Genomic DNA, 16,781 nt, shown 5'->3' with positions numbered 1-16,781 from the left:
CCTTTATGAAGTGCGGACTCCAGCGTTTTTTTTCTGATATAAAAAGCTTCTCATTTTTCGTCAGGCATTCTTTCCAAACAAGACCGGTTCAGCATTTGATTCCCCGCTTGATAAACCGCAAAAAAGCCGCACGATATCGCGGCACACAAAACCGTGAACACAGCGGATTTCCATAAGAAAGTGAGTCCGGTCATTGAAAACACGGATGTTCCCACAATCAGGATGCCGACGAAGTAGAAAGAGAGCGTGAACGGCTTTCTATATTTCTTCCAAAAGATTTTCGCGACAATGTTGCATCGGTGTGCGCTTTGATCTTTCTTCGGCCTATTTATGAACACATAAATGATGAAGGCGAATAAAGAGATTGAAACGAACATAAAGCCGATGACGGCAAGCTTTTCCTTCCAGTTCATTGAAGGTTTGGCAAGACCGGTCAAAATAATGATTGTTGCAAGTAGGGAATAAACTGAGAGAATGATTTTATTACTGCCTTTCAAATATGACCTCTCCTTGTGCCTTAAATCCTATGCTGTCTGATGATATTTTGATTCGCTTTAATGAAGAAGTATTTGTGGATGAATTTGACCCCCATCATAGAAAATAAACAAGCCATAAGCAGATAGACGGTACTCATCAACAAATAAACGGCAGGCTCGGAAACCCGCAAAACGGCATGACTTATTACAAAACCGCCTGCCGGAACAGCTGCCAGAAGCATCCTTGTCGGAGCTGCTGTCTCCCTTTTGCCTCTTTTAGAATCAGGGAATACAACCAAGTAATACCGAATGACGAGGAAGATAAAGGCGGCATATATGAATAGTGACAGACTGATCAACGGTAAATGAAAACCGATGGCAGAAACCATCATTTTTTGCGCCGTGATCAGCTGGCAATATGACATACCGCTGAAAGATACACCCATAAACCGAACATATTGAAGGTGATGATGGCATCCAGTCATGCTTTTGGTATTCATGATGATCATCCATATATTGATCAGGATAGCAACAGGGACAGCGGAGAATGTGAAAAAATCAACTTTGTTCGCCAGCGCAGGTAATATGCATAAAATATCCAGCATCAACACGATAAAACACGCCATTCCCCATTTCGTTTCCCGGCTGGCGGGAACTGTCAAATGAGATTGAATATTGTAAGGTAAATCTTTGTATGTAACCGTTTCTTTTAATCTCAGCAAAGCTTGTATTCCTCCGCTTATCCCTCTGAATTTTTATAATTCTGCATGTATTTTTTCAGCCAGACCTTTTTTCTGTAGATATGCAATAGGAGTGGAGGAACGAAAAAAAACAAGCTGATAACGGAAACAAACAAGGGAATTTCTGAAGGGGCTTTTGCTCCTATCGCCCATATCGTCATGATGACTAAAAAGATACCGCCTACAGGAAATAAAATAGAGAAGATGATCATTGCTTCGTTTATTTTTTTATATAGAAAATGTTTTTCGTTTTTCATGAAAAGCTCCTTTTTCTTGGTCAACGATACTTATCACTTGATAAGCAAAGCAATTGTAGCTAGCTGCGATCTGTTTTTTTTCGTAAATCAATCATGTTTGTGTTCCGGCGATTGTTCTGTTCGGTGGTCATGATTTTCGGTCGCGGGCTGTATGTTCCCTTTTTAAAACTTCTATCGATCAAGCCTTGGTTGGCTTTGATAAAAAAGAATTTATGAATGAATTTAACCCCCATAAAAGAAAAAAAGAAAGTAAATGCCAAAAAGGTATAACTCATAAAATAGGTAGCTCCGCCTTCAAAAAAATGCAGGAAGAAAAACGCCGCAATGTAAGCGACTATTCCAAATAAACACAAGCAGTTTACCAAAGTCGTACTGTCTGTCTTTTTTTTATAGTTTGGGAAAATGATAAGGTAATGTAGAACCATACTTAAAATCACAATCACATAAACGAATGTAGACGTGATGATAAATACAAGGTCATAACCGAGCAAAACGTAAACGAGTTCTTGTGATAATACAAAATAACAAAAAGAACATACAGCGCCAGCTGCCCCCATATATATGGTGAAATGCAAATCATTCCGATCACTCTGTTTTAAAAACAGGACAATGACTGTCCATATGTTAATACCCGTCATAAAAGGTATTGATATAGCCGTGAAAAATGTTTCCCCTATCGCTATGATCAGCACGCCGCACATTAAATCAGTAAATAAAATCATCCACAGCATGTTTAACTTAGCATTTTTATCACAGCTTTCAGATGCTAAATGGGTTATGATGCGGGAAGGCAAATTCCTGTATTTAGGATTTCCTTTTAATTTCAGCAAAGTGTTCACCTGCCTTTTATCAATTGATGTGAAAGAACAGACCATTTCGGATCGTGTATTTCGGCTGATGAAAGCTATAAAATAAAATTTGTCAGGGCTCCGAATTTGAAAATTAGCTTAAGAGAAAGCATCCCGAATGAGATGCTTTGAAATTTATTCATTTGTGAAATCAATAATTATGTATTTTTAAACGATATCGTATACTCCAGCCCTTAATAATTCATACCATTGTTCAATTGTCTTTAATGAAATATGTACAGGTTTTTCATTGTGTTCATCATATTGAGCAACCCAGACGCCTTAAGCAGAAGGAATAAAGAAGACGATGTTTTGCAAAAATGGTCCATCGTTTAACAGCGGATCATTTATTCCGAGTTTACGTAGGAGACGATAAACTTTTTCATCTCTTCAGTTAGAGGATTTTCATCCTCTGCGCTTTTTTCTTCATTCCAGTATTATTGGTTGCGGCTGACTGCAATTCATCCATTTTTCCTAAAGATACCTCTGCAATACCTTTGGCTATATCCGGATAATCGCATAGCGTGACGAGTATTGCTAGTTCTTCAGATGTACATGTGATGAGATGTTTTATTGTTTTCACATCCTTGTAAAAAAATTAAACCCTGAAAATGAAGTGGAGAATAAAAGATAAAATATAAAAGATGATGATACTTAGAATTCCGCTTCCCAGAAGGTAAAGGGCGTAATATAGTTTTCTCAGGAACCAGTTATATTTGTAAAGCCGTTTATATACAAAATAACTAGCACCGAAAAAGAGTCCTGTAAAAAAATTAACAGTTTTTTTGAACAAATTTGAAGGTGTTTCAAATGTTCCACGTTCGTAATTATTTACTATTAGATTTCCGAGAATTAGCAATAGCAACCCGTAACCAAATTGAGCACCTAAAATAGCGCATAATAGGTACTCTGAATATTCGACGAAAATTTCGGGTGTCATACTCCCTCCTGTTTAACCAAACCATTTTTTGATGATTTAAGTCGAATTTTTGTTCATTCTTTCGATTTTTTTGACGACATTGAGGTTGTTTTTGTCGCTAATATCTGTCGGGCATATTCGGCTTCACAGCTTGTGCTGAATGCTTCAGCACAGCAAACTGGCAGTACACACCGCCTTGTGATACAAGATAACAAAAAGAACATACGGCTCCAGTTGCTCCATATATAAGGTGGAATGAAATTATTCCGATCACTCTGTTTTAAAAACATGACTACGATTGTCGATATGTTAATACCGATCATAAAAGGCAATGATATAGTGTTTTCCCAATTGCTAAGATGGGCACTCCGCATATCAAATCTGTAAACAGTATTATCCAAATCATGTTTAATTTAGCTTTTTGTTCACAGCTTGCAGCTACTAAATGGGAAATGATGCGGGAAGACAAATACCTTTTTTGGGATTCCTCTTTAATTTCAGCAAGGTTTTCATCTGCCTTTTCTACTGATGTGAAAGAACAGAGGATACCATTTCGGATCTTGATTTCGGCTGACGAAAGCTATAAAAATGAAATTAAATGTTGTCAGGTAAGTTCTGCTAAGACTCTTTTATTTTTCTCCGGGTTTGAAAATTTGTATAAGAGAAAGCATCCCGATGTGAGATGCTTTGAAGTTTAATCGATCACAGCTTCAGCCAAAACTTGCTGAAACTCAATTTCTTCTTCGTCTTGGTAACCTTCGAAAATCACTTTCTCAATATCTGAATGGTTAAAAGCAAAAGTATAGTCTGGATTAATGTAGCCCTCGGGGTAAAAAACGCCGATATAGTCAAACATTTTTGGATTTTCGCTTACAACGATCTGTTTTCTTCCGTAAATCATTAATTTTTTTTTCCCGCCTTCTAGTAAGACGATTGAGCCGCTAGGCAGTAAGTTATTTTCGGTCAAGGCTATATTTCCCCTTTCTTAAATATCTGTCAACAATGTCTTGGTTGGCTTTAATAAATAAATATTGATGAATGAACTTGACTCCAAAATAAATGAAAAAACAAGTAAATAACAAGTAGATATAACTCATAAATAGGGTAACGATTGAATCAGAAAAGCGAAAGACGAACTGTGCAATAATATAACCTAATCCCGGTCCTAGGGTTAGTAAGTACGTGCCCCAAGATGATTTGTCATCCTTTTTTTTGTGTAAATTTGGAAAAACGATAAGGTAGTATCGAATAAATCCTAGAATAATAATGATACAAGTTAATAAAGAAGTCGTGAAAAATAAAAAGTTAAAACCTAAAACAGAAAAGGCATATTTCTGTGAAAGTACAAAATAACAAAATGAGATGACGGCCCCGGTAACACCTTTATACAAAATGAAGTGCAAATTATTGCGATAATTTGGCTTCAAAAACATGACAATGACTGTCCATATATTAACACCAATCATAAAAGGCAATGCTATAGTCGTAAAGATATTTTTACCATTTGCTAATAGAGGTCCACCACATATGATATCTAAAAACAGGATAACGAACCCAAGCATCGTCAATTTATCTTCTTTTGAACTAGAAGCAGTGAGATGAGTTTGAATGTCAGATGGTAATTTACCGTATTTAGTATTCTCCTTTAATTTTAGCAAGGTTCCTTCACCAGCCTTTTTCTTATTTAAACCACCCTGCTACTGTTTTTAAACCAGATTCTACAGAATCTTTTGCCATATCGGTTATGCTTTTTTTGTCCTTGCCCCATTTAACTCCACCTAAAAGTTCCGATATTCCGATTGTAGCAATAAGAGATACACCAGCGGCCGCTATAATAGGGGCTCCACCCGCAATTACTAATGCACTTGCTACAGCACCTACCCCTAATGTTGCGGCACCCATTCCCACGTCAACAGCAGCATCGCCAACCGTTTTTTCAACAGAAGTACTAGGATCGTTGAGGTTGTTGATAAGATCTTCGCCAGTGGTAATGGCTACGCCTGCCCATCCGAGTTTGCTTTTCATAGCGCTTTTGAGAGCAGATGAGGGACGAGTTAATTTTGCAATTTCAGGGTTGTTACCAGCCTTCACCTGGGATTTTATCCAAGATTCATCATAGCTTTTCCCTTTAAGACCTATAGCTTCACCGTTTTTCACTTTATAACGTCTTAATTCTGTACCATCTTTTTTGAATTTAACTTTTCTCTCAATCTTTACTTTATCTTTTTTTACATACTTCACATTCTTCCCAAAATCCGTCGCAGCAGTAGTCGTTCCATACAAACTTCCCGCACTCGATACAGGATACATCCAATCGATCTCAAATGGAAGGTCTTCTTTTGTTGTGTCATCGATTTTGCCTTTTTCGTCTTTTTCGCTAAACCGGCCAAGCATCTTCTCCATCGGCGTTTCGTCGGGGTTTTGCAAGTCGTTTTGCAGGCCGCCGGGAGCTTGACTGATTGTTGAGTCATTTTGCGGCTTTAAAATTGAACCGCTTTTATATTCCGATATTTCAATTTTCGGCCCCGTATACATTTTCTCCAGCTGCTGAATGTACTGCTTCATCGTGTCAAGGTCTTCCTTCGCCGCTTTTAGCGCATTTGTCTGTTCGCGGTCGAAGGTGTGAAGCTTTTCGAGCGTCTCGCTGATTTGTCTTTGGGCTTTTTTGGCGTTTTCGTTGACGGCTGAATCGTCGAGGTCGGGCAGGTCGACGATGTGGCTGACAGTGGCCATCGTCTGATTGGCTTTTGACGTCAATCTGCCTGTCAGCGATTCGGCTTGACTGACACCGTCATGGAGTTCGTTTTCAAGAAAGCTTTGCGAGATAAAGCCGTTTTGGTTCGGTTCAAGGGAATGAAGCGCGCTTTTCGTCTTTTCTAAAAGTCCTTTATAATCGGAAATAAAAGATTCATAAAAAAGAAGAAAAGTGGTGTGGCACTCTTCATAGAACGAGCGGATCGCTTCACCGCCCGCGCCTTTTAAGGCGTCGTCAAGGGAGGTGAGACCTTTGACGCTTTGTTTGACTTTTGAAATCTCGTCAGTCTGGTTTTTTAATTCGGTCAGCGTTTTGTCTAGGCCGGTTTGAAAAGCCTGAACATCTAGAGTTTTCAATGCGTAGTCCCTTCCTTCTACTTGGCTTTGATCGATGACGACAGCTTTTTGTCGGCGTCTTTTATGGCGTTGACAGCCTGTTCGGTTTGCGCAATTTGTTTAGCTAGAGCCGATGCGTATGCTTTTGTCAGGCTTTTCAAATCTTTGTTCATGCTTTCGATTTTTTTGACGACGTCAAGGTTGTTTTTGCCGCTGATATCTGTCGGCACGTTCGGTTTCACAGCTTGGGCTGAATGCTTCAGCTTCGAGAGCGCCTGTTTGACTTCGCCTGTTTTGACTTTGATTTCTTGACCCATCGTAATCACTCCTTTAGCGGCGGGCTTCTCTTTCTTCTTTTTCCAGTTTTTCAATTTTCGTTTTTAATGAGCTGATATCCTTACCTAGTGAATCAATGTCATCATTTAAGGAAGAGATTTTCTCTTTTAATTGTTTAAACACTTCATTTAACTGTTTTCCGCAAATATCATTGTAGGCCGTTTTCATATCGCTTCTGACGTTTTTAAAAGAATCAGCAAGGCTGCCCTGCCATGTTGTCGGCGACAGTTCGGGCTTTTTGATGCTGTCTTTTGAATCGTCAAATTCCTTTTTATCTGCTTCTAATTCAGTTTGGCAATTTTTCAGTTGTTCGAGCTGTTGTTTTTTGATGAGAAGTGTACCTTGCAGCCCGTATAAAACTGTTTTTTCCCAGATCATGTTACTGCCACCTCCCGGAAAATTTGATTCAAATGACCTGTTGGGATCCGTTCGTTAAAGGACCTTATTAATGTTACAACATGGTATAAATGAGTTGAATAGGAAAAATGTACCGTGATTAAAGAATCGAGTCGAGCGGCTAAGCAGGGAATTCCTTATTATGACTGCGATTTTGCACTTTTCTCCATTTTCCTAGAAGGACAAAAGACATGGTTCTTAGGGCTGTGTTCTTTATGATATTTATTTTTTGTTTCACAAACTTTAAGGTAATTTTAAGAAAGAGGCAATCTTGTCGAACACTAAACAGGGTTTTTCGAACAAAATGTCAAATAGATTAGATATTTCATATAAACAAGGGGGGAAATTGTCTGTTTGTGATGAAAAAAGGGGACGGGCGGAATTTCTGTCAGGATGCCTCAGCTGGATTCTAAGAAAAATATGCGGCTAAATATATACTTTATGATAGATTGTAAACGCTGTCTTGTCCTCTGACCAACAGGGGGATGAAGATGAAGAAGCTGTTAGTTGTTTATGCTGTGATGCTCTGTTTGTTTTTTCTGTATGTCTACGACTATTCCCGGGGCGATAAAACCGGATCTACAGAAGCAAGCAGAAGGCCGGCGGCCGGAAGTCTATCCGAAAAATATGTGATGGTTACGTTTCAATCGGGAATCGAATATTGGAAGAGCGGCTTGAAAGGCTTTGAGGATGCCGCGCAGCTTTTCAACGTCTCTGTCGAGTATCGGGGGGCGGCCCATTATGATGTCCATGAGCAGACGACCGTCCTCGAGCAGGTGATTGCAAAAAAGCCGGCGGGGATCGCGCTTTCGGCAATAGATCCCAAAGCTTTAAACCCTGTCATCGACAAGGCGCACGAGCAGGGCATTCCGATCGTTTTATTCGATTCAGACGCCCCGCTCAGCAAAGCCTCTACATATGTCGGTACAAATAATATGGAAGCGGGTGCTGAGGCCGCAAGGCGAATGGCCGAGTTTTTAGATGGAATGGGAGAGACCGCCATCATTACCCAGCCGCGGCAGTACAATCACCAGGAAAGGACGAAGGGCTTTGAACAAACGATCAAGCAAAAATACCCGAACATGAAGGTCGCCGCGGTTTTGGACGGAAAAGGGGATGAGCTGACGTCGAAAAAAGAAGCGGTGAAGATTCTGGAAAAAAATCCGTCCATCAAAGGAATTTTCACGACAGAAGCCAATGGGGCGAGCGGTGTGGCCCGCGCTGTGAAGGCGGCGGGACTTGAAGGGAAAGTATGCATCATCGGCTTTGATAAAGACAAGAAAACGCTGGACGGCATCAAAAGCGGATCGATTTCCGCGACAATGGGTCAGGACACATGGCAAATGGGCTATTGGTCGCTGCACATGCTGTTTTTCTCAAATCACCATCTGAAGCAAGAACGCCCGCTTCCGGTAGCGATCGATACAGGCATTACGATCATAACGAAAGAAAATGTGGCAGCCTATTATGCGAATGATTAAACGTTTGATTAACAATGCGCCGATCCGTCATAAGCTGATCAGTCTTCTCTTATTAATCAGCATGTTGCCGACGATCGGCCTCGGCATTTTATCGGGATGGGCCGTTGAAAACATTATTGAAAAACAGGTGATCGACCAAACACTGCAGCTGATCGGCGAAGTGAACAAGACGGCTGAAGTATATGTCAGCCACATGCAGAACCTGACATATTTAATATCAATGAATGAAGAAATGGAAGCGTTTTTTAATCATGAAAAGGAGGACGGAGAGGCGGATTATAAGCGAAGGACGTTTTTGCAGGGCCTGACTTCTTTATATTCCGAAGCCGCGGGCATTCTCGTCGTCAATGATAAGGGTGAGATGATCAGCAATGAGATGTATGAACGCACGCCGACAGATTTGACAAAAGAACCGTGGTATCTGGCGGCTGTCGCTAATGAAGGAATTTTCAAGATGATCGGAAAGCCTGTCAATCGGAATATCAGAAGCCATGTGCACTACAGAGAAGATGAGGTCGTTTCTGCCGTCAGAGCTGTTATCGATCCTGAGACACAGCATGTGAAAGGCGTTGTGCTCATCGATTTGAAGCTGCGCGTCCTCGCAGAAGCGACAAAAAATATCCGCTTGGGGAAAACGGGTTATTTGATGATCATGGATGAGAATGGCGGCAATATTTATGCACCGGAGACTTCAAAGCTGTTTCTGCCGAAAAAGTGGTTCAGTCAAGACCGGTCCGGCTATTTTTCGAAGCGGATTAAGGGAGAGGAGTATCAGTTCATTTATGAGACGTCTTCCTTTACGAACTGGACAACGGTCGGCGTTTTTAAAGCGGGTGAACCGGTATTCGAAGTGAAGGAAATCCACTTGTATGTGCTTTTGTTTTTACTGACGGCGGCGTTTCTCGGAATGTCCGCTTCCTATTATTTGTCCCATTCCATGTCGCGGCCGATTTTGAAGCTGAATGCTGTCATGAAAACGGCGGAAAGTGGGAATTTTTCAACATGTTATCAGGAGGAAAGGGAAGATGAAATCGGGCTATTGGGAAAAAGCTTCAATCGCCTGATGTTGAGAATCAGGGAGCTGATGTCGGTCACAGAAAGACAAGAGCGCCAAAAAAGGGAAGCTGAATTAAGGGCGCTGCAGGCGCAGATCAACCCTCATTTTCTCTACAACACACTGGATACAATCAATTGGATGGCGAGGAAGAAAGGAGCGGAAGAGGTCAGCGGTCTCGTGCAGGCTTTATCCAAGCTGTTCCGCATCTCCTTGAGCAAAGGGAAAGATATCATCCCGCTGTCTGATGAATTTGCACATGTTGAAAACTATTTGAAAATCCAAAAAGCGCGATACCGCGATAAATTAAACTACTCAATCGAAATGACCGGGCTTTGTGACGATCGCCTGATATTAAAGCTCGTACTTCAGCCGATTGTCGAAAATGCGATTTATCACGGAATTAAAGAAAAAAAGGGGCCAGGGCATATTACGATCAAAGGCATGGAGGAAGAAGGCTCGCTGATCATCAAAATCGAGGATGACGGAGCCGGAATGGATGAAGAGACGCTAAAGCAAATAACCGATCAATTCAAACACAGGGACGATACAGCGGGCTACGGCATGATCAACGTCCATGAACGGATCGCCCTTACATTTGGCGAGCCGTACGGTTTAACGGTTGAAAGCCGAAAAGGAGCCGGAACCGCCGTCACAATACGGCTTCCAATCTTAACAAAAGGGGGAACAAGCCTTGAGTGAATGTTGGCGCGTACTGATTGCCGATGATGAACCGTGGATTCGGGAAGGAATACGGGATGCCGTCTCTTGGGAGCGCTATCAAATGTCGGTGTCGGCTGAAGCGGAGAATGGCGAGGAGGCATTTGAGCTCGCTCTCAAACACGGCATCGACTTATTGATTGTCGACTTGAATATGCCGATCGTCAACGGAATCACGCTGATGAAAAAGCTCCGCGGCGCCCTGCCGCAGTGCCGCTTTGTCATCGTGACGGGCTACGATCAGTTTGCATACGCGCAAGAAGCGATCCGGCTGAATGTCGATGATTATTTGTTAAAGCCGGTTGATCCCGCTCATCTGGAACAAGTGCTCGAAAAGATCAGCGTGTCGCTGGCAGCTGAAAAAAAGAAGCTCAGTGAGCAAAAGCTTGCCGAGCAGCATATTAAACAAAACCTCGGCCTTTTGAAAGAGCATGTTTTCAGAAGCTGGATCGAAGGCCGGGCAGTGGAAGAAGACGTTTACCGGCAGCTCGAATGCCTCCGTCTGCCGGCCCGTTATCCTGAGACGCTCGGTGTCATCGCGGCCGGGCATGTATGGAACAAGCCGTCTGAAGCCGACAGTCTGAAAGAAAAAGTAGAACGCTTCTTTATCGATGAACGTGATAAGGCTGTTTTTTTCGACGGAGACCGTCTGATCGCCGCCTGCCTGTGGCGTTCTGTTACAGAAGCTGAACAGCGGGCGCTTGCTGAGATGATCGAAGCTGAAATGCAGGCAGGCGCCGCCGTCTGCTTCGCGAGGCTTGCCGAAAACGGCCGCTCAGCCGCCCAATGCTATCAGCAATGCAGACAGCAAGTCTCGAAAGCATTTAATATCTCGCCGGTTGTCACGAGGGCCAAAGAATATATGAAAAAGCATTTCACTGAAAGGGAGTTTTCTTTAAAACAGACGGCGGATGCGCTTCAAGTCTCGCCTGTCTATTTGAGCAGGATCATGAAGAAGGAGCTCGGCATCACATTTGTTCAGCTTTTGACAGAGATGCGCATGGACCAAGCGGTTCATCTATTAGAGACAACCCCGCTTTCGATTCATGATGTTGCCGAACAAACGGGCTATGATACACAGCACTATTTCAGCACGGTATTTAAAAAAACGAAGGGGGTATCCCCCAATCAGTACCGACGCATGTCGGGAATTGAACGAACAGGGAGAAAATTGTAATGTAAGCGCTTTATAAAAGTCTGATTTTTATAAAAATAGTTAATTAATTCAAAAGACGGACATTCGAAAGACATGGTACAGTTGGCATGATTCATGATGGGAGAAATCAAAAGGGGGATACCAAGCATGAAAAAATGCTGGCTGTTGATCACTGCAATGCTATTCTGTCTCATTGTTTCCGCCTGTTCGGGGAATCAGGCGAGCGGAGGGGGAGACAAAGGCTACGTCGGAATCTCAATGCCGACAAAGTCATCGGAACGCTGGGTGTATGACGGGAAATACATGGTGAAAGAGTTTGAAAAGCTCGGGTATAAAACGGATCTGCAGTATGCGGAAGATGTCGTTGAAAACCAAGTCTCACAAATCGAAAACATGATTACAAAAGGCGTCAATGTGCTCGTCATTGCTTCGATTGACGGGGAAGCGCTGACCGACGTCCTTGAAAAAGCAAATAAGCAGGATATTAAAGTCATTTCCTATGACAGGCTGCTTATGAACAGCAAACATGTCGACTATTATGCGACATTTGACAATCATAAAGTCGGAGAACTCCAAGGGAAATATATTGAAGAAAAGCTTGGCTTAAAAGACAAAAAAGGACCGTTCAACATCGAATTGTTCGCGGGATCGCCTGACGACAACAACGCGCATTTCTTTTTTGACGGCGCCATGTCTGTTTTGAAGCCTTATATCGATTCGGGCAAATTAAAGGTATTGAGCGGCCAGACTTCATTTGAGCAAGGTGCGACGCTCAGATGGGACGGCGCAACCGCGCAATCCCGGATGGACAATTTGCTGAGCGCGCATTATACAAAAGCGAAGCTTGATGCAGTGCTTTCACCGTATGACGGGATCAGCATCGGAATCATTTCGTCTTTAAAAGGCGCGGGCTACGGATCGGACAAGAAGCCGCTGCCGGTTATTACGGGACAGGATGCGGAGCTTGCTTCCGTGAATTCGATCATTAAAGGGGAGCAGACCTCAACCATTTTCAAAGATACGAGAGAGCTGGCGAAAAAAGCCGTTGAGATGGCGACATCCGTCTTAAAAGGTGAAAAGGCGGAAGTCAATGATACAAAGACGTATGACAATGGAGAGAAGGTCGTTCCGTCCTACCTGCTTGATCCGGTCGTCGTCGATAAAGAGAACTATAAAAAAGTGCTCGTTGACGGCGGTTACTATAAAGAATCGGAATTAGGGAAGTGATCCGATGTCCGATTGCATTTTGGAGATGAGAGGCATCACGAAGGAGTTTCCCGGCGTCAAAGCGCTCGACAATGTCCACCTTCGCGTGAAAGCGGGCGAAATCCATGCCCTCTGCGGTGAAAACGGGGCGGGCAAGTCGACTTTGATGAAGGTGCTGAGCGGTGTATATCCGTACGGTACGTATACGGGCGACATTTTGTATAAAGGGGAAGTATGCCAATTCAAAAATATTAAGCAAAGTGAGGAGGCGGGGATTGTCATCATCCATCAGGAGCTGGCGCTCGTCCCCCAGCTTTCCATTGCGGAAAATCTTTTTTTGGGCAATGAACAGGCGAGCCGCGGCGTCATCAATTGGCGAAAAACAAAGCTGGAAACGCTTGAATTAATGAAAAAAGTCGGGCTTCAAGAATCTCCGGATACGCTTGTTTCCCAAATCGGCGTCGGAAAGCAGCAGCTTGTTGAAATCGCCAAAGCTTTGGCAAAAAAGGTGCAGCTCTTGATTTTGGATGAGCCGACTGCGGCTTTAAATGAAGCGGACAGCGAGAATCTGCTGCGGCTCTTACTCGAACTGAAAAAACAGGGGATTTCTTCAATTATGATTTCTCATAAATTAAATGAGGTCACGAACGTCGCAGATTCGATTACCGTGCTCCGTGACGGACAGACGATCGAAACGCTTGATGTGCAAAGCGGGCAATTGACCGAAAACCGGATCATCAGAGGCATGGTCGGCAGGGAGCTGCAAAACCGCTATCCTGACAGAAGCGCCAAGATCGGGAACGTCATTTTTGAAGTGAAGGATTGGACAGTTCACCATCCGCTTCAACAGGATCGCAAAGTGGTTAACATGGCGGCCCTTTCTGTCAAAAGAGGCGAGATTGCAGGAATTGCCGGCTTGATGGGCTCCGGAAGGACGGAGCTGGCGATGAGCATTTTTGGAAGATCATACGGAAAAAACATCTCCGGCACAATCGAAAAAGACGGGCGGGAGCTTTACATCCGCCACCCTGAAGAAGCCATTAAAAACGGCATTGTCTATGTGACGGAGGACCGGAAAGGAAACGGTCTGATTCTGGATGACAGCATTAAAGAAAATATTACGCTGTCCAAACTGGAGAAGGTGTCGAGCCGATTGGTGATGGACGAGCGCCGCGAAAAACATGAAGCGGAGGATTTTCGCAGGAAATTGAACATCAAGACGCCCGATATCGGCCAGCGGACCGGAAATTTAAGCGGAGGCAACCAGCAGAAGGTCATGCTGAGCAAGTGGATTTTTGCGGAGCCTGACATTTTAATTTTGGATGAACCGACGCGCGGCATCGATGTCGGCGCCAAATACGAAATCTACGGCGTCATCAATCAGCTTGCCGAAGCAGGTAAAGCGGTTATTATGATCTCTTCGGAGCTTCCCGAGCTGCTGGGGATGTGCGACAGAATCTATACGATGTGTGAAGGGGAAATCACCGCCGAATTTTCCAAAGAAGAAGCTGATCAGGAGAAGCTGATGAAATATATGACCATCCGCATGAAGAGAGGGGGAGAGGCGTATGCAGACACCGGTGCAAACGGATAAAGACCGCGCTCAGTCCGGTTACTTTCAGCTGTTTCGCGACATGTATAAGCAGAACATCCGGAAATACAGCATGGTCATTGCGCTCGTGTTTATTATGCTGCTGTTTCAAATACTGACGGACGGAATTTTGCTGAGACCGCTGAACATTACGAACCTGATTTTGCAAAACAGCTACATTCTCATTTTAGCGATTGGGATGATGCTCGTCATCATCACGGGACACATTGATCTATCAGTCGGTTCAGTCGCCGCTTTTGTCGGCGCCGTCTCCGCGATGATGATCATCGAAAACGATATGCCGCTGTTTGCGGCGGTCGTCCTGTCGTTGCTTCTGGGAGCGGCAATCGGCGCCTGGCAGGGATTTTGGATCGCTTATGTCAAGATTCCGGCCTTCATCGTGACGCTGGCGGGTATGTTATTGTTCAGAGGACTCACGATGATCGTGCTTGAAGGGAAATCGATCGCTCCATTTCCTGTGTCCTTTCAAAAAATGGCGTCCGGCTTTATCCCGGACTGGCTGAACGGAGGCGCGCTCCATATGACGACGATTGTCGCCGGAGCGGGAGTGTCGATTCTTTATCTCGTCTATCAGCTTCAGCAGAGAAACATGCAGAAGAAATACCAATTTGACTTGCAGGGAAAAGGTCTGTTTGCAATTAAGGTGTTTTTTATCATCGCCATTATCAACCTTTTTACCTACATTCTCGCGACGTACGAAGGCATACCTCTCATTTTGATCACATTGTTCGTCTTAATCGCCGGGTACACATTCGTTATGAAAAAAACCGTCATTGGGCGGAGAATCTACGCAATCGGCGGCAATGAAAAAGCGGCCGAGCTTTCAGGAATCAAAACAAAACGGCTTACCTTTATGGTCTTCGTCAATATGGGCGTCTTAGCCGCTCTTTCCGGCTTGATTTTTGCCGCCCGTCTAAACGCGGCCACTCCGAAAGCAGGAAACCTGTTTGAACTTGACGCCATTGCGGCCTGCTTCATCGGCGGTGCTTCAGCTTACGGCGGAATCGGCACGATCGGCGGGGCCATCATCGGCGGGCTTGTCATGGGGGTCATGAACAACGGCATGTCGCTACTCGGTCTGGGCATCGATTGGCAGCAAGCAATTAAAGGCCTCGTCCTTCTGATTGCCGTTGCATTTGATATTTACAATAAAAATAAAACTTCTTAATTTATAAAGAAAAACCTGTTTTTGAACATCAAAAACAGGTTTTTTCATTATTGCTGGACTGAACGCCCTTCCTGATTCAGTGTTGGGTTTATTTTTTTAGGTTCCGGCAGGAGGATGTTCAAAATGCTTGCTGCCGCCAAAATAACGATTGAAAGGTAGAAAGACATGTTATAGTTACCTGTTTGGCTATACCAGACGCCAGGCAAATAAGCGCCGAGCGCCGAACCGATCTGATGGCTGAGGAACAGCCAGCCGAGAATGAACCCGACGGAGTACTGCCTGAAATACTGGGTTGCGAGCATTTGCGTCGGGGCGACGGTCGCAAAGTCGACCAAACCGAACAAAACTGCGAAGCAAAGCAGGAGCATCGAGTTGTGGCTCGACAACAGAATGACAAGCGACAGCGCCCTTACGGCATATAAAAAGCACAAAATTTTCCGGCTGCTCCAGCGGTCAGCGACGACTCCGGAAATCAAAATGCCGATGATGTTAAACCCGGCCAGCAGGCTGACAGCGGCGCTTGTTACTTCGGTCGAAAACCCGTGGTCATGCGAAAAAGGGATAAGGTGGGTATCCATTAACCCAGTCGTTGTAAATCCGCAAATGAAAAACGGCAACACGAGGAACCAAAACGTCCTTTTGAGAAAAACGGCTTTGTATGGAATCTTTTTCGGCTGGGCGTCCGGCTCTTCTTTTATCTCGCCGCCCTGAGTGCCGCCGATCGGCTGTACATTCTTTTCCGAAGGATGATTCCGCAATAACAAGATGACGATCGGAAATACGATAACAGCTAAAAACAATCCGAGAACGATGACGGTCACTTTCCAGTTAAACCAGTGGATCAACATGAGCGATCCAGGGACAAGCAGCATCTGCCCCGCGCCGAATCCCGCTTCCATAATGCCGAATGCAAGCCCCCGCTTCTCATTGAACCAGTTGGTCACGATGACGGTCGACGCGACATTCGAAGCACCGCCGACGCCGAGAGAAACGATGATGCCGTACAAAATAAACAGCTGCCACGGAGAAGTCACGAGATATGTAAAAAAGATGCTCAAGCCAACCAGAAGCGTGCTGAGAGATAAAATGATCCGCGGCCCGAACCGGTCGACAAGCCTGCCGATCACCGGCTGGGATACGCCGTAGACAATGAAGCTCAGCATGGAAATAAGCGAAATCGTGCCCCTGTCCATTGAAAATTCTTCTTCCCAAGGCTGAATAAAGGCCCCGAAAGAAAGGCGCACCCCTTGAACGGCCAAAAGCGTCAAAAACGTCACAAAAACGATAATCCAGGCGTAGTGTATTTTCCGTTTCATAGATCC

Annotated in this window: 16 protein-coding genes; 6 read left to right on the top strand and 10 right to left on the bottom strand. The window is 44.1% G+C overall.

Features of this window, described 5'->3' with window-relative positions; translation table 11 throughout:
- Nucleotides 1-50 precede the first annotated feature (50 nt).
- The 9 genes from MST20_RS16495 to MST20_RS16455 form a co-directional block, all read right to left on the bottom strand.
- Nucleotides 51-497, bottom strand: coding sequence for a hypothetical protein (locus MST20_RS16495; protein ID WP_243943553.1), 447 nt, complete (start codon nucleotides 495-497; stop codon nucleotides 51-53).
- A gap of 20 nt (nucleotides 498-517) precedes the next feature.
- Nucleotides 518-1,198, bottom strand: a complete 681-nt coding sequence (locus MST20_RS16490; protein WP_243943551.1) for a hypothetical protein — start codon at nucleotides 1,196-1,198, stop codon at nucleotides 518-520.
- A gap of 17 nt (nucleotides 1,199-1,215) precedes the next feature.
- Nucleotides 1,216-1,473 (bottom strand): hypothetical protein, encoded by a 258-nt coding sequence (locus MST20_RS16485; RefSeq protein ID WP_025809523.1) that lies wholly within the window; start codon nucleotides 1,471-1,473, stop codon nucleotides 1,216-1,218.
- Nucleotides 1,474-1,532: 59 nt separating this feature from the next.
- Nucleotides 1,533-2,303: a hypothetical protein gene (locus MST20_RS16480; RefSeq protein ID WP_243943549.1), complete on the bottom strand. Its 771-nt coding sequence runs from the start codon at nucleotides 2,301-2,303 to the stop codon at nucleotides 1,533-1,535.
- Nucleotides 2,304-3,934: 1,631 nt separating this feature from the next.
- Complete coding sequence (locus MST20_RS16475; RefSeq protein WP_243943876.1) at nucleotides 3,935-4,213, bottom strand: DUF4176 domain-containing protein; 279 nt, start codon at nucleotides 4,211-4,213, stop codon at nucleotides 3,935-3,937.
- Nucleotides 4,194-4,898, bottom strand: a complete 705-nt coding sequence (locus tag MST20_RS16470; RefSeq protein ID WP_243943547.1) for a hypothetical protein — start codon at nucleotides 4,896-4,898, stop codon at nucleotides 4,194-4,196. The genes MST20_RS16475 and MST20_RS16470 overlap by 20 nt, the downstream gene beginning before the upstream one ends.
- 22 nt (nucleotides 4,899-4,920) lie before the next feature.
- A complete protein-coding gene (locus MST20_RS16465; RefSeq protein WP_243943545.1) occupies nucleotides 4,921-6,351 on the bottom strand; it encodes a ribonuclease YeeF family protein in 1,431 nt (476 codons plus the stop codon).
- 17 nt (nucleotides 6,352-6,368) lie between these two features.
- Nucleotides 6,369-6,647, bottom strand: a complete 279-nt coding sequence (locus MST20_RS16460) for a YwqI/YxiC family protein (RefSeq protein WP_020450144.1) — start codon at nucleotides 6,645-6,647, stop codon at nucleotides 6,369-6,371.
- Nucleotides 6,648-6,660: 13 nt separating this feature from the next.
- On the bottom strand, nucleotides 6,661-7,044 hold the full coding sequence (locus MST20_RS16455; RefSeq protein WP_003178893.1) for a YwqH-like family protein: 384 nt from the start codon (nucleotides 7,042-7,044) through the stop codon (nucleotides 6,661-6,663).
- A gap of 509 nt (nucleotides 7,045-7,553) precedes the next feature.
- Between MST20_RS16455 and MST20_RS16450 the strand changes: the two genes are divergently transcribed.
- The 6 genes from MST20_RS16450 (at nucleotide 7,554) to mmsB (ending at nucleotide 15,459) form a co-directional block, all read left to right on the top strand.
- Nucleotides 7,554-8,543, top strand: coding sequence for a substrate-binding domain-containing protein (locus MST20_RS16450; protein ID WP_243943543.1), 990 nt, complete (start codon nucleotides 7,554-7,556; stop codon nucleotides 8,541-8,543).
- Nucleotides 8,536-10,299 carry a cache domain-containing sensor histidine kinase gene (locus tag MST20_RS16445; RefSeq protein WP_347880874.1) on the top strand — a complete coding sequence of 588 codons (1,764 nt, stop codon included), beginning with the start codon at nucleotides 8,536-8,538 and terminating at the stop codon, nucleotides 10,297-10,299. The genes MST20_RS16450 and MST20_RS16445 overlap by 8 nt, the downstream gene beginning before the upstream one ends.
- The gene (locus MST20_RS16440) at nucleotides 10,292-11,494 is read left to right on the top strand and encodes a response regulator transcription factor (RefSeq protein WP_243943539.1); all 1,203 of its coding nucleotides are present in this window, start codon (nucleotides 10,292-10,294) and stop codon (nucleotides 11,492-11,494) included. Before MST20_RS16445 ends, MST20_RS16440 begins: the two co-directional genes overlap by 8 nt.
- A 126-nt stretch (nucleotides 11,495-11,620) precedes the next feature.
- The gene (gene chvE / locus MST20_RS16435; protein WP_035337229.1) at nucleotides 11,621-12,700 is read left to right on the top strand and encodes a multiple monosaccharide ABC transporter substrate-binding protein; all 1,080 of its coding nucleotides are present in this window, start codon (nucleotides 11,621-11,623) and stop codon (nucleotides 12,698-12,700) included.
- A 4-nt stretch (nucleotides 12,701-12,704) separates the two neighbouring features.
- Nucleotides 12,705-14,273 carry a multiple monosaccharide ABC transporter ATP-binding protein gene (mmsA, locus tag MST20_RS16430; protein WP_145645836.1) on the top strand — a complete coding sequence of 523 codons (1,569 nt, stop codon included), beginning with the start codon at nucleotides 12,705-12,707 and terminating at the stop codon, nucleotides 14,271-14,273.
- Nucleotides 14,248-15,459 carry a multiple monosaccharide ABC transporter permease gene (gene mmsB / locus MST20_RS16425; RefSeq protein WP_243943537.1) on the top strand — a complete coding sequence of 404 codons (1,212 nt, stop codon included), beginning with the start codon at nucleotides 14,248-14,250 and terminating at the stop codon, nucleotides 15,457-15,459. The genes mmsA and mmsB overlap by 26 nt, the downstream gene beginning before the upstream one ends.
- 47 nt (nucleotides 15,460-15,506) lie before the next feature.
- Here the strand turns inward: mmsB and MST20_RS16420 are convergent, their stop codons facing one another.
- Nucleotides 15,507-16,775, bottom strand: a complete 1,269-nt coding sequence (locus MST20_RS16420; protein WP_243943535.1) for an MFS transporter — start codon at nucleotides 16,773-16,775, stop codon at nucleotides 15,507-15,509.
- Between the last annotated feature and the right edge of the window lie 6 nt (nucleotides 16,776-16,781).

Source organism: Bacillus sp. B19-2 (assembly GCF_022832475.1).
Classification (GTDB): Bacteria; Bacillota; Bacilli; order Bacillales; family Bacillaceae; genus Bacillus; species Bacillus paralicheniformis.
Note: the sequence above shows the minus strand (reverse complement) of the source record. Positions and strands in the feature narration are given on the sequence as shown.

What these genes read in the sequence shown, in the direction of transcription:
- mmsB (WP_243943537.1), top strand. Translation starts at nt 14,248, where the DNA reads ATGCAGACACCGGTGCAAACGGATAAAGACCGCGCTCAGTCCGGTTAC.
- chvE (WP_035337229.1), top strand. Translation starts at nt 11,621, where the DNA reads ATGAAAAAATGCTGGCTGTTGATCACTGCAATGCTATTCTGTCTCATT.
- MST20_RS16445 (WP_347880874.1), top strand. Translation starts at nt 8,536, where the DNA reads ATGATTAAACGTTTGATTAACAATGCGCCGATCCGTCATAAGCTGATC.
- MST20_RS16450 (WP_243943543.1), top strand. Translation starts at nt 7,554, where the DNA reads ATGAAGAAGCTGTTAGTTGTTTATGCTGTGATGCTCTGTTTGTTTTTT.
- MST20_RS16455 (WP_003178893.1), bottom strand. Translation starts at nt 7,044, where the DNA reads ATGATCTGGGAAAAAACAGTTTTATACGGGCTGCAAGGTACACTTCTC.
- MST20_RS16460 (WP_020450144.1), bottom strand. Translation starts at nt 6,647, where the DNA reads ATGGGTCAAGAAATCAAAGTCAAAACAGGCGAAGTCAAACAGGCGCTC.
- MST20_RS16485 (WP_025809523.1), bottom strand. Translation starts at nt 1,473, where the DNA reads ATGAAAAACGAAAAACATTTTCTATATAAAAAAATAAACGAAGCAATG.
- MST20_RS16420 (WP_243943535.1), bottom strand. Translation starts at nt 16,775, where the DNA reads ATGAAACGGAAAATACACTACGCCTGGATTATCGTTTTTGTGACGTTT.
- mmsA (WP_145645836.1), top strand. Translation starts at nt 12,705, where the DNA reads ATGTCCGATTGCATTTTGGAGATGAGAGGCATCACGAAGGAGTTTCCC.